Annotated in this window: 11 protein-coding genes; 2 read left to right on the top strand and 9 right to left on the bottom strand. The window is 67.6% G+C overall.

The features are described 5' to 3' along the window. Positions 1-17 precede the first annotated feature (17 nt). Positions 18-701: a hypothetical protein gene (locus tag ACFYXC_RS33280; protein WP_389555896.1), complete on the bottom strand. Its 684-nt coding sequence runs from the start codon at positions 699-701 to the stop codon at positions 18-20. Positions 702-894: 193 nt separating this feature from the next. On the opposite strand from ACFYXC_RS33280, the gene ACFYXC_RS33275 reads away from it, so the two are divergent. Further along, positions 895-1,209 (top strand): hypothetical protein, encoded by a 315-nt coding sequence (locus ACFYXC_RS33275; protein WP_389555895.1) that lies wholly within the window; start codon positions 895-897, stop codon positions 1,207-1,209. 39 nt (positions 1,210-1,248) lie between these two features. On the opposite strand, the gene ACFYXC_RS33270 is transcribed toward ACFYXC_RS33275, so the two are convergent. From ACFYXC_RS33270 to ACFYXC_RS33235, 8 genes are all read right to left on the bottom strand, one after another. Beyond that, on the bottom strand, positions 1,249-1,827 hold the full coding sequence (locus tag ACFYXC_RS33270; RefSeq protein ID WP_389555894.1) for a hypothetical protein: 579 nt from the start codon (positions 1,825-1,827) through the stop codon (positions 1,249-1,251). A 163-nt stretch (positions 1,828-1,990) separates the two neighbouring features. After that, entirely contained in the window at positions 1,991-2,497 is a 507-nt protein-coding gene (locus ACFYXC_RS33265; protein WP_389555892.1) for a hypothetical protein, read from the bottom strand. A 255-nt stretch (positions 2,498-2,752) separates the two neighbouring features. Next, positions 2,753-3,355: a hypothetical protein gene (locus tag ACFYXC_RS33260; protein ID WP_389555891.1), complete on the bottom strand. Its 603-nt coding sequence runs from the start codon at positions 3,353-3,355 to the stop codon at positions 2,753-2,755. Continuing rightward, positions 3,352-3,996, bottom strand: a complete 645-nt coding sequence (locus ACFYXC_RS33255) for a hypothetical protein (protein WP_389555889.1) — start codon at positions 3,994-3,996, stop codon at positions 3,352-3,354. The genes ACFYXC_RS33260 and ACFYXC_RS33255 overlap by 4 nt, the downstream gene beginning before the upstream one ends. Further along, positions 3,993-5,366, bottom strand: a complete 1,374-nt coding sequence (locus tag ACFYXC_RS33250) for a hypothetical protein (protein ID WP_389555887.1) — start codon at positions 5,364-5,366, stop codon at positions 3,993-3,995. The genes ACFYXC_RS33255 and ACFYXC_RS33250 overlap by 4 nt, the downstream gene beginning before the upstream one ends. After that, a complete protein-coding gene (locus ACFYXC_RS33245; protein WP_389555885.1) occupies positions 5,359-6,888 on the bottom strand; it encodes a putative T7SS-secreted protein in 1,530 nt (509 codons plus the stop codon). Before ACFYXC_RS33245 ends, ACFYXC_RS33250 begins: the two co-directional genes overlap by 8 nt. Next, a complete protein-coding gene (locus ACFYXC_RS33240) occupies positions 6,885-7,208 on the bottom strand; it encodes a hypothetical protein (protein ID WP_389555884.1) in 324 nt (107 codons plus the stop codon). Before ACFYXC_RS33240 ends, ACFYXC_RS33245 begins: the two co-directional genes overlap by 4 nt. A 123-nt stretch (positions 7,209-7,331) precedes the next feature. Next, complete coding sequence (locus ACFYXC_RS33235) at positions 7,332-7,637, bottom strand: WXG100 family type VII secretion target (RefSeq protein WP_388921760.1); 306 nt, start codon at positions 7,635-7,637, stop codon at positions 7,332-7,334. Positions 7,638-7,898: 261 nt separating this feature from the next. Here ACFYXC_RS33235 and ACFYXC_RS33230 point away from each other — a divergent pair, with 261 nt between their 5' ends. After that, on the top strand, positions 7,899-12,647 hold the full coding sequence (locus ACFYXC_RS33230; RefSeq protein ID WP_389555882.1) for an FtsK/SpoIIIE domain-containing protein: 4,749 nt from the start codon (positions 7,899-7,901) through the stop codon (positions 12,645-12,647). Positions 12,648-12,673: the final 26 nt, after the last annotated feature.

The following is a 12,673-nucleotide window of genomic DNA, read 5'->3' as shown; positions in this document are numbered from 1 at the left end:
ACCACCTTCCGCTGGAGCTATGCATGATGATTGTCGAGACCGACGCCGATCCGGCCCTGTGGTTTCACATGCCGCTGCACGGTTCCAGGTCGGAGTTCGCGCAATGGCTGGACTTGCAACTCGATGCCAGCGCCTTGCTGCACCGGCGCAAACTCACGTGGCGCGAAAAGCGGCGGATGAAGAAATTCCTGGAGGGCTCGGCCGTCATGCTGCGCGACCGGGTTGAGGCCGACCAGGCATTTCTCTTCGGCCCGATGCCGCCACAGGCGGCGCCCCTGGTCTTCTTCGTCAAACAGTTTGTCTGCGACGAGGAGCACAGTCCACTGCATCTCAGCATGCTGGCTGAACCCGATCCTTCGACCGCCGCGGCCGGCCAACGCGTGGAGACCGCCCCGTTCGCTTCTCCGCACTTCGGCGAAGGTCTCCGTTGTCTGCGTAGCTGGACCGGCGCAGATGAGAATCTGATGCTCTCGGTCACCTACGCCTGGAACGACCCGACCCACGACATCGACCTGGTCCTCAAGGGACACTACGACGACCCGGCTCTCCTCGAAGCTTCCTTCGACGCGATCGACGACTTCGCGCGAAGCATCAGGATCACGAACAAGGCAGAGAGCGCGATCCCGCCAGACGCCGCTCTCTCGCACGTCCACGTAGACGCCGACGATGAGGCTGCCGAGAACTCCGGGGAGAGTTCTCACCGGCGGGTCCCGTCCCCGGCTTGTCCTCGGCGCCCTGGACAGGCGCGAACAGGATCAACTAGCGACGCGCCATGGACGTGGACGCGGGACTCGAGGTCGCACCCAAGATCTCGAACAGTCCGACGGCGTCGCACAGTGCGCGCTCTCGATAGCCATCACCCCGACCGAACAGGCCGACCCGGACCCGGACGTCGTGGCACAGGGCATCCTCGCGACGCTCGCCGCCGACCCGCTCAACGACGCCATCTGGATCGACCTGCCGTGCGGCCCGGCGGTGTCCTGCATCACGGTGCGCGAGTACGACCTCGGCCCCGAAGTGACGACGAGCGGCGAGCCGACGAAGCTCGTCACCGGGCAGATCCAGGTCCATATCCCCTTCCCCACCGGCCCGTTCACCGCGATCTTCACTCTCTACACGGCGTCCATGGACCAGTGGTCCGAGGTCTACACACTGATGACGGCACTCCTCCAGACGGTGTCCTTCGTCGACCCGGTTCAGGAGCAGTGACTGTCATTGCGCATGTACGCCGCGACATCCCAGGGAGGTTCACTGTGCGGAGCCGCTCTTTGTCCGCGTACCGCGGCCCGGTCCACGCACCGACCCGCGGGAGGTGCCCAACAGCCCCTGCACCTTGCCCAGTCCGAACCTCTCCCACGGCACGAGCGCCAACGGCATCCAACTGAAGCCGACGACGAAGACGCTGACCAGGGCGGTAGCCCCCTCGGGCAGGAGCCGGCCGACCTGTGCCGCGACGACGGAGACGAGCAGCAGGTAGACACCGACGGCAAGGGTGCCGAGGATCTTGAGCAGGGCCTCGCCGGGTCCGGTTCTGGGTTTGTCCTCGGTGCTGCGGACGGCGGAGAACAGAATGAGCGGCACCAGGAGGCCCGTCAGGCCGCCCGCACCGATGCCGCCGACGATCAGCGCGTTGCGTCCGTCGTGCGGCACCGTCGGCTCCAGGAACGAGTCGTCCGCCAGGCCACCGGCCAGGGCGACGCCGGCGTAGGCGCCGAGCGTCATGGTCGCCAGCACGAGCAGCAGCCCGACACCGAAGACGACGTTCCCCGCGACCGAGCGTTCAGAGTTCTGAGCCCGGGGCTTCCCGGCCCCTGAACCAACAGACATGGACTCTCCCATTCCTCGCGAGGTCCGGACGAGGATAGCGAGCGAGTTCGGGCACGAGCCCAGCCCGTCGACCCCTCAGCCATCGCCCTGGAGCCTCGACTCCCCGCCGCAGCCGTGGCACCCGGCCGGGATGCGACGACATGTCAGTCGAGAGCCGACGTCCTCAGCCGACGGGCCCCCAGTCGCGACGCGGCCTCGGCGGCTCTGTCGTCGGCGATGTGGGGGTGCGCGCCGCCCTTTCTGAGTTACGGACCAGCAGCAGCACGGCGAGTCCCACGAGAGCGGGCAGCCCGAACAAGGCGCCGAGCCCGAGACTGAACCATCCACCGCTGTCACCTCGGCCCAACGCCCGGACACCGGTGACAACTGCAGCCACACCGATGACCAACGGCGGTGGCAACCAGGGCCACGAGGGCGGCTGGGACACCGGCTCGGTATGCCGTCCCTCGCTGAAGGCGGCGTACCAGTAACGAGCGGACCACCAGACGAGCGGATACGCGGACACCGCTGCTGCCGCGACCCCGATGGCAGGCAACACGTCGCCGCCGGTCGCCTGAAACGCGGTGAGAGTGAGCCCCACGCCCAGAGCGACCATGAGGACGAAAAGCATGGCTCCTACGGCGAGGCGCTGCCGACGACTGCCGTCGAGGACGCTGGAGGGGAGGTACATGTCATCACCCTGAAGTGGTCATCGGTTGGACTGTGGATCACTGCCCGGCATGTATGAGCCATATCCGCCAGCTCGGTCACGCTCAAGCGAGGTCCCCTCCGCGAGAGTGAGATCGAGCCACCCGGGCTGAAGGTCGATCCGACACTCGAAGGCTTCGACCAACGGGGACTGTCATTCGAGAATGATGGGGAGTCGTCCGGCATGTGCATCGCGCTCCCGGACGTCATAGAGGAAGGCTCCATTCGCACCTGCGCGTCAAGACGTTGCAAGTTCCACGCTGAGTGTGCGCGCTACGCCGTCGACAACTTCTTCCAACACCTCGGCGATCCCCGGGACGGTCCAGGATACGAGAAGGACGACCGCGCTCTCGGAACCGTCAGGAATTACTCCATACATGACCGTTTCGAGCAGGACTCCCGGCTCTCCCGCCGTGACGGAACCAGTGGCGAAGTTCTGCCGGATGCGCACGGCGGGACCGATCGGCAGTTCGGTTCGGGAGATGTGCGGTGGCCCGAAATCGTCGGTGCTGAACGTTTCCGCCAACCATTCGAGGCTGATCCGCGGCACGGAAGCGTCAGGTTCGATCAGGTCGATCTCCAGTATCGCCACCGCCGTTTCAAAGCCGTCAGGGTAGAGCGCAAAGGCGTAAAAAGGTTCGCGCCCACAGCTGTCCGCCGCCCGTTTGAGCAGGTCATCTCGAATGGTCTCCGGACTGACGCTGTACCCTGCGGAATGGTTCTGTTCGCACAGTTTTTCCGCTACGGTTTCCGCCCAACCCGACATTTTGCCGTCCGGTTCGATCGGCAGCGGGATCCAGTCCAGCGGGCAGACGATGCCACAGCTCTCGATGGCACTCACGTTGCTGCACCCTGCCACTTCAGGGATCCTGCGATGGCACCGAAAAGATCTGCCATGGTGTCTGCGATCTGGATGAGTGGCGTGGAAAACGTCAGCAACAGATGCGCATCAGTATGCGGAATGGCCAGTTGATAGTCCACGGTGAGGGAAGGAAGCTCGTACTGGTCCTCGCTTCTCTGCGTCCCAGTGGGTGTTTCCTCAGGATCGACCTGGACCCTCATGGCAGTTCCTGCGGCGAGCTCGATGACTGAGATCGTCTGCCCCGCACCGCTTTCCGCACCAAGGGCTTCGGCGAGGTCGGTCGGGGACGGCAATCCGGCGCCGGGCCTCCTCGGACGCACGAGAGTGATCAGCAGCGAAGCCGGGATGGTGAGCGTGCCTGCCTGCTGGAGGCTGATGTATAGCTCGATGCCCCCTTCGCCGAAGGCGTCGGTGGCCCGTGCGAGCAGTTCTTCCCGCAGCAGGCGACGCAGATGCGGCGCGTCATCGACTCCGTTGAACTGACGCTTCACCAGTGCTTCGACGGACCGCTCACGCTGGTGTGGTTCGAGGAGGATCCGGAACCAGCCGTCAGGCAACAACAGCTGATAGTCGGACGGGGGCGGCGGCTGCACATCGCCGGAAGCCCGAAGTTCGTTCACGATGATTCCGGTTCGATGGGTCGGTCGAGCTTGAAGCTGCTGGACAGTCGGTGCACGACGGACGGCGTCAGCGCGAGGACGATGGTGAGGGCGGAAAGGATCCCCGCAACGAACACAGAGCCGGTGTCCGAGAAGACGCCAGGGAGAAGGAGCAGACTGAACAACGGAACCAGCATTACTTCGTTTCCGCCGATCACCGATTCCTGCCAGCTTGTCGCCCTGCGAGCCTCCTTCCCTCCCATGGGTGACATCTTCCGAGCGTCACCTGCGAGTACATGGCTACGCCACCAAGGATCCGTGGTTCCGGAACGCTCCGTGTGTCCCGCCCTCTCAGATCCTTTGAAGTTCTCATCCGATACAGGGAGTGCGAGAGCTGCGACGAGTTCCGACCAGTTCTCACTCCCGCCCGGGCCGGCGAACCACGAGCGCCAAGGCAGCAGCGCACGCGTCTTGCCCTTGCCGTCACGGAACTCGATGCCAAGGGGGGCCGAGGACGCGGGGTCCATCAGGCGAACCAGTCGGGCAACACCATGCCCTCCCCGCCGCGCGAGCCAACGTTCCTCGCCAATGGTGTTGGTCAACACCACGTCATCGGGCAGCACTCGAACGGCTGTGGTTTCGAGAAAGCGCCGGGTGGCTCCGGAGCCCTGTGCGGGAGAGGGCCGGACCGTCACCGCGGTGGAGAGCCTCGCGTCATCACGAGTCCGCCACCAGTCGAGGACGCGCATCACGGCGTCGCTTCCGGGCACCAGGAGCAGCGCGACTGCGGCCATCAGACCCCAGACGTCTGCGCCCTTCAGGATGAAGAAGAGGCCCAGCGCGATGAGCCAGCCGAACACACCGATCCCTCTCACCCAGCTGTGCCAAGGAGGCAGGAGTGCGTTGTGCGCTGTATCGGGACGACCATCACCCGGGTTCTCCGAGGCTTCGCGGCCCCATGCCGTGGGGCTCTGCGAGAAAGGGATACCCAGGCTGTCGCAGAGATCCTTCAGGCCGGTCCGTTCCAGACAGTCGAGCGGTCCGACATCCGCAGTGCCGACGGTCCCTGCTTCCGGCAGCCACTCCGCCAGCGGAACATGTAGCAGATGACGGCCTTCCGCATCCTCGAAGACCGCGATCCCCCAACGGGCATTCGCCCGTTTCATCGCCGTTTCCCACATGTCGGCAGGAGGGAAGAAGGCTGCTCTACGGATTCCTGCGCCACCGACGGTGTAGCGGCGCTCGCGCCTGCGTCCGTCCCGTACGACCAGGTTTCCTCTGTCGGCATACACGCGCGCTTGACGCACGATGCCGATACCCGGGGCCCGCGCACCCCTGGGGCGCAAGGCAGGTACTCGCGGCGCGATTGCGCTGTTCGACTGATCAGCCATCACTTGTCGTCCACGCGTCCTTGATCCCGGTCGCCGACCATAGTCCGTCATCCAGCCCTCCGACGCCGACCGCTTCACCGATTCGTCCTGTGATCGCACCCTTGTCCATGGCATCCGTGAACGTGGCGATACCGGTTGCCCCCGCCCAGATCCGCGTCTGTGCCCTGAAGGTGTCGGAAAGTGCGGAAACGTCGCCGGAGGAGCGAAAAGACGAGCTTATGTCGTCCATTCCTCTCTCAAGTGAACCCAACCCGGCATCACCCACTCTGGGCCGCATGCCATTCCGCCACGCCTCGGTCCAGGTATCCCTCTTGAAGAGGTCTCCCGTGTCCTTGAACGCTTTGAGGTCCTTGATGCTGTCCATGGATTCGCTGAAGATCGCTTTGGGGTTGAACGCTTCGGCCAAGCGTCCCGCTTCCGGGAACCAGCCCTTCGGGGCGTCGGCGAGGGCTTGAGCACCCGCTTTTCCACGCAAGGCGCCGCCACTCAACCGGTTTGCTTCCTTCCATGCCGCGTTGCGCGCCCTGTTGTAGGCCGCGGTCCCTCTTTTGGCGGTCACCCGCGACATGGCGTTCCGGTATGCGGCTGTACGGGCCACGCTCTTCGCTCCGGACACGGCACCCCGCGCACCCGCCATGGCGCCTCGACCGATACCGAACGTGGCCAGACCCACGACGTCCAACGCCACGTCGAACCAGCTCCCCTCTCCGGCCAGCGCCAGGACCAGATGGCCGACCAGGGAAACCAGGGTCGCAAGGAGAGCGATGGTGCCCAGGATCCCTGCGAGTGCCTGCCCGATGACAGGAATCCATCCCACTAGCAAAGACAGAGTGCCGCAAATGGTCGCGACCCAGCCAAGTCGGTCGATCCAGGTCTTCATCCAGTCCGCGTTGTCGTGCACCCAGTCCTTGAACTTGTCCCAGCCGCCATCCTTCAAGCCGTCGTTGTCGATGGCGTACCGGATGGACTTCCGGGCGGTCTCGGCTGCCGCGTCACGGATGTCCTTCGCCGCTTCCAGATCCTTTTTGGCCCGTTCCATCGCCGAAGCAGCCGCCTCCTGGCGCTTCTCCAGCTTCTTGCGCTCGGGGTCGTCGGACGCCGTGTCCTTGGGAAGCCTGTCGACGGCGCCGGTGCTCGTTTTCTGTTCCGACTCCGCGTCCTGCGCGTCACGGAGCGCTTTGTCCGCCATCTTCTGCGCTCGGTGCAGCTCAGAGGCGTACTGCTTCGAAGGGCCGCCCTCGACCACCTTCTCACCGAGGGCATCAGCCGCGGCGTCGTAGCGTTTGAACGCTTTGCGCAGCTTCCCTTCGGCCTCCTCCGCCTCTTTGCGGAACTCGTCGGCCGCCTTGCTCTTCCATGCCTCGACGCCGGACAGCGCCTTGATCTCGTCCGCCTGCTTCCTGATCGACTCCGCGGTCTTGCGCAGGTCGCGGCCGAGCTTGGCGACCTCTTCTGGATCGCCGGGAATCGGGTCCGAAGCCTCACCGATCGTCGGCCATTCGTCAGCTCTGGGACGGGTCACTTCGTCCCTCCCCCGGAGGCGGACTTCTTCTCGTCCGTACCGCGAAGGGCCTCGGCGAGCTGGTGATCGATGTCCTCGTACGCCTTGGCCGCCTGGGACAGGATCGTGGAGAGCTTCTTCAGCTCGTCCGTCAACCGCTCCCGGTGGATCTTCCAGTTGTCACCGAAGTCGTCGAATGTCTCGATGAGTCCTTTGTCGCCCAACGTATCGACCGCGAGTCCTTCGGCCGGATTCGCGTTACGTGTGAACTCACCGTGGATCCTGGAGAGCGACTTGGCGCTCTCCTTGATACGTGAGACGTCGGCCTGCTGATCCGACACAACTCCCCAGCCCCAGGTCCGGTCCGTCAAGAACGAGAACGGTGTGGCGACCTCGTTGCAGCCGCCACACCATCGCCGGGCAGCCCAGCCGCCCGAGCGCAATGAGATACCTGAAGGGCAAGCTCAGCCCTTGACACCCTTGGCAAGCTCGTTGTCCAGGTCCTCGTACGCCTTTGCCGCGCTCGTGAGGAACTTGGCCATGCCCGTCAGGCCCTCGATCGTGTCCTTCGCGCCCTTCTTGAACTCCGTGAAGGAGTCCTCGAACGCCTGCGAGCCCTTGCGGGTGGTGTAGCCGTCCTTGACGAGGCCCTGGATGTAGCGCTCAAGGGAGTCGAGCTTCTCGTCGATCTTGTCCTTGGCGTCGGTCAGCTTGGTAGCCGCCTTGTTCATCTCGTCATAAGTGATATCCGCGTCTTTGCCGCCGGCCATGTGGCGTCCTCCGTAACAACTCGACGTGCCGCAGGGCCAACCCCCGTGGCTCCCGGTGCGGATGATGCGATCGTCCGCTGAGCATGCAGCTTACGCAGCACGCTTGCAGCCGCACACCCCGGTTCCTGCAAGAGCCTTGGGGGAACCGGCACATACGCCGTTGCCTGTGGGAAGGGTGGAGCGGATATCGTCTCTGGGCAGTGCACGGGGCGGTATTCGGCTGCCCTGGGGCAAGCAGCAGGGGTATACGGGAGGACGATCGTGCGCCTGACTCTGACCGTCGTCGATCCGCTCGGCGGCGCGAGCGCCGACGTCGTGCTCGACGCGGATCCCGAGTCCTCCATGGGGGACATAACGAAGGAGTTGGCCGCCCACGTCGGCTACCGCGGCGGGGCCCGGATCATCCCCATCGGGCAGCAGCCGGGCAGCGGCGGCGGGGGTGGCGGCAACGGCCGCGGCAACGGCTCACCCATCGCCTACGTCGACGGCCACCCCGTCGACCCGAGCGCCACCATCGCGACCTCCCCCCTCCGCGAAGGCGCCGTCGTCAGTCTGTACGACCCCGCCGGGTGCCTGCCCGGCGAGCCGACCGGGCTCGTCGAACTGCGCGTGGCGAGCGGGCCCGCCGCCGGCTCCGTGCACCGGCTCGGCATCGGACGCTACGACATCGGCAGCGGCCCCGCAGCCGCCCTCCGCATCGACGATCCCGAGCTCGCTCCCCGCGCGCTGACGTTGTCAGTTGCAACGGACGGAACCTGTCAGGTCGCCGTCCACGATCACCGGGACGACCACGGCAACGGTCGCGGGGACGGCCGCGGCAACGATCGTGGGGACGGTCGCGGCAACGATCGTGGGGACGGTCGCGGCAACGATCACAGGGCCGCCGCGGACGGGGACGACAAGGACAGGCCGGCCGTCACCCTCGACGGCGAACCCCTCGAAGGGAAGGACTGGCCGCTCGGCGCCCAGATCGCCGTCGGCAACACCCTCCTCGAACTCGACCGCTACTCCCCGCCGAACGCCGCCTTGAAATGGTCCGAGGACGGCACCGGCCTCGACTACAACCGGCCGCCCCGCCTCCAGCCCCCCGAGCGCCAGACCCGGTTCAAACTGCCCGCCAAGCCGCGTGACTTCGAGGCCCGGCCGCTGCCCTGGCTGATGGCGATCACCCCGCTCGTCGGTGCCGTCGTCGCCGTGATGATCTTCGGGCGCTGGTACTACCTGATCATGGCGTTGCTGAGCCCGGTCATCCTGTTCGGCAACTACTTCATGGACAAGAAGCACGGGCGCAAGTCCCACGCCAAGCAGGTCAAGGAGTACAAGGAGCACAAGGAGCGGATCGAGAAGGACGCGCAGGACGCCCTCGTCGACGAACGCCTCGACCGGCGGCAGGCCGTGCCCGACCCCGCCACCGTCCTCTCCCTGAGCACCGGACCCCGCACCCGGCTGTGGGAGCGGCGGCGCACCGACGCCGACCATCTGCTCCTCAGGGTCGGCACCGGGCAGCTGCCCTCCGAGGTCGTGCTCGACGACCCCGAGCAGGACGACCACAAGCGCGAGGTCACCTGGAAGATCGAGGACGCCCCCGTCGCCGTACCGCTGCGTGAGCGCGGGGTCCTCGGCATCGCCGGGCCCGGCGACTCGGCGCGGGCGATCGGCCGGTGGATCGTCGCGCAGAGCGCCGTGCTGCACAGCCCGCTGGACGTGCAGTTCTACGTCCTCACCGAGAACGGCGCCGAGCCGGCCTGGGACTGGGTCCGCTGGCTGCCGCACGCGCGGCCCTCCGGCGCCCAGGACACCAACGTCCTGATCGGTACGGACGCCGAGACCGTCGGCGCCCGGATCGGCGAGCTGACCCAGCTCCTCGATGCCCGCCAGAAGGCGGCCAAGGAGAACGGCCGCCAGACCGACTTCACCGACCCGGACATCGTCGTCGTCTGGGACGGATCCCGGCGGCTGCGCTCCATGCCCGGCGTCGTACGGCTGCTGCGGGAGGGCCCCGCCGTCAGCATGTACGCGATCTGCCTGGACGCCGAGGAGCGGTTCCTGCCCGGCGAGTGCCAGGCCGTCGTCGTCGCCGAGCCGCGGCCGAGGCCGACGTCCACGGGGCAGGGGCGCACCGCCCCCGCGGCTGACGCGGCCACCCCGCCCGGCCGCGGCTACCAGGCCGGCGCCAACGGCTTCCCCTCCTTCCACGCCTGGCACACCGCCGAGGCCGACGACCAGCGGGCCGGCGAGGAGAAGCCGCTCGAACTGCGGCTGCGCGTCGAGCAGACCGGCACCGCCCGGGTCAGGAACGTACGGCCGGACTTCGTGTCACCGGCCTGGTGCGCGCGCCTGTCCCGCGCCCTGTCCCCCATCCGGGACATCAGCGGCGAGACGGAGGACTCGGCGCTGCCCGCCGCCAGCCGGCTGCTCGACGTGCTCCAGTTGGAGCCGCCGACGAGTGACGCGATCTCCGCGCGGTGGCGCATGGGCGGGCAGTCGACGATGGCCGTCGTCGGCGAGTCGTACGACGGGGCGTTCGGCATCGACATCCGGCGGGACGGGCCGCACGGCCTGATCGCCGGTACGACCGGTTCCGGCAAGTCGGAGCTGCTGCAGACCATCGTGGCGGCGCTGGCCGTGGCCAACACCCCGGAGAACATGACGTTCGTGCTGGTCGACTACAAGGGCGGCGCGGCCTTCAAGGACTGTGTCAACCTGCCGCACACCGTCGGCATGGTGACCGACCTCGACGCCCACCTCGTCGAACGCGCCCTGGAATCCCTCGGCGCCGAACTGCACCGGCGCGAGCACATCCTGGCCGCCGCCGACGCCAAGGACATCGAGGACTACCAGGACCTCGTACGCCGCGAGCCCTCCCACCGGCCGCTGCCCCGGCTCCTCATCGTCATCGACGAGTTCGCCTCGATGGTGCGCGACCTGCCCGACTTCGTGACGGGACTCGTCAACATCGCCCAGCGGGGCCGGTCGCTCGGCATCCACCTGCTGCTCGCCACCCAGCGGCCGAGCGGTGTCGTGTCGCCGGAGATCCGGGCCAACACCAACCTCCGTATCGCGCTGCGCGTGACGGACGGCGGTGAGTCGAGCGACGTCATCGACTCGCCCGAGGCCGGGCACATCTCCAAGAACACGCCCGGCCGCGCGTACGTGCGGCTCGGGCACGCCTCGCTCGTACCGTTCCAGTCGGGACGCGTCGGCGGTCGGCGGCCCGGCGCCGCCGACCCGCGGCTGCTCGCGCCCTGGGCGGGACCGCTCGGCTGGGCGGACCTGGGACGGGCCGCGCTGGTCAAGCCCAAGGTCGAGTCCCGCGAGGAGGAGGAGATCACCGACCTCAAGGTCCTCGTGGACGCCGTCCGTGAGGCCAACAGCTCGCTCGGGATCCCCGCGCAGCACAGTCCGTGGCTGCCCGCGCTCTCCGAGACGCTGCTGCTCGACGAGGTCGAGATGCCGCAGGCGGCCACCGCCGCACTCGCACCGGGCGCACTGCCCCCGGCCCCGTACGGTGTCGAGGACATCCCCGCCGACCAGGCCCGCCGGCCCGTCGTCGTCGACTTCTCCTCCTTCGGGCACCTCATCGTCGGCGGCGCGCCCCGCAGCGGCCGTTCGCAGATCCTGCGGACCCTGGCCGGCTCGCTCGCCCGCACGCACTCCGCGGCGGACGTGCACCTCTACGGCATCGACTGCGGCAACGGCGCGCTCAACGCCCTGACGCGGCTGCCGCACTGCGGGGCCGTCGTCGCCCGTAACCAGACGGAACGGGCGGTACGGCTGATCACCCGTCTCAAGGGCGAACTGACCCGACGTCAGGACCTGTTGTCCGACAAGGGATTCGCGGACATCGGCGAGCAGCGGGCGTCCGTCGCCGAGGAGGAGCGGCTGCCGCACGTCGTCGTGCTGCTCGACCGGTGGGAGGGCTGGCTGCCGACGCTCGGCGAGTACAACCACGGTGAGCTGACCGACGAGCTGCAGACGATGATGCGGGAGGGTGCGAGCGTCGGCATCCATCTCGTCGTCACCGGTGACCGGCAGGTGCTGCTCGGCCGGATGGCGTCGCTCACCGAGGAGAAGTACGGGCTGCGGCTCGCCGACCGCTCGGACTTCACGATGCTCGGCATCAACGCGCGCAAGGTGCCGGAGGAGATCCCGCCCGGCCGCGGCTTCAAGAACGAGTCGGCGATCGAGACGCAGTTCGCGCTGCTCTCCGACGACGTGACCGGTCAGGGGCAGGCCGCCGCGCTCGCCACGATCGGTGAGGCGGCCACCGCCCGCGACGCCGGGGTGCCGCGTGCGCGGCGGCCGTTCCGGGTGGACTCGCTGCCGTCCCGGATCGGGTTCACCGAGGCGTGGGAGATGCGGGACCCGGCGGTCGCGCAGTCGAAGCTGTGGGGCCTGGCGGGTATCGGCGGCGACGACATCATGGCGTTCGGCCCGGACCTCTCGCAGGGTGTGCCGACGTTCGTCGTCGCCGGTCCGGCCAAGTCCGGCCGCAGCACGGCGCTGCTGAACCTCGCCCGCTCGTACCTCCTCCAGGGCGTACGTCTGGTGATCGCCGCCCCGCGCCCGTCACCGTTGCGCGAACTCGACGGCCAGGTCGGCGTGTTGAAGGTCTTCACCGAGGACGACATCGAGAGCGACGACTTCAACGAGGCGATCGAGTCGGCGAGTCCCGAGGAACCGGTCGTGGTCGTCGTCGACGACGGCGAGGTCCTGGAGGACGCGGACTGCGAGCGCGAGCTGAAGCGGCTCGTGCAGCGCGGCGCCGACCGCGGTCTCGCGCTGGTCATCGGCGGCGACGAGGAGGAGGTGTGCAGTGGCTTCTCCGGCTGGCAGGTCGAGGCCAAGAAGGGCCGCCGCGGGCTTCTGCTCTCCCCGCAGGACTCCGGCGCCGGTGAACTGATCGGCATCCGGACGACCCGCAGCATGGTCGGCGGCCCGGTCACCCCCGGCAAGGGCATGCTGCACCTGGGGAACGGCGAGACGGTCACGGTCACCGTGCCGCTGTAGGAAACCGCTGGGAAGGAAACCGCCGG

The organism is Streptomyces sp. NPDC002701, from assembly GCF_042889045.1.
In the GTDB taxonomy this organism is placed as follows: Bacteria; Actinomycetota; Actinomycetes; order Streptomycetales; family Streptomycetaceae; genus Streptomyces.
This window is presented reverse-complemented; position numbering and strand designations above follow the sequence as displayed.

Excerpts from the sequence above, each read along its gene's own strand:
- ACFYXC_RS33270 (WP_389555894.1), bottom strand. The coding sequence starts at position 1,827 with ATGTCTGTTGGTTCAGGGGCCGGGAAGCCCCGGGCTCAGAACTCTGAA.
- ACFYXC_RS33265 (WP_389555892.1), bottom strand. The coding sequence starts at position 2,497 with ATGTACCTCCCCTCCAGCGTCCTCGACGGCAGTCGTCGGCAGCGCCTC.
- ACFYXC_RS33250 (WP_389555887.1), bottom strand. The coding sequence starts at position 5,366 with ATGGCTGATCAGTCGAACAGCGCAATCGCGCCGCGAGTACCTGCCTTG.
- ACFYXC_RS33235 (WP_388921760.1), bottom strand. The coding sequence starts at position 7,637 with ATGGCCGGCGGCAAAGACGCGGATATCACTTATGACGAGATGAACAAG.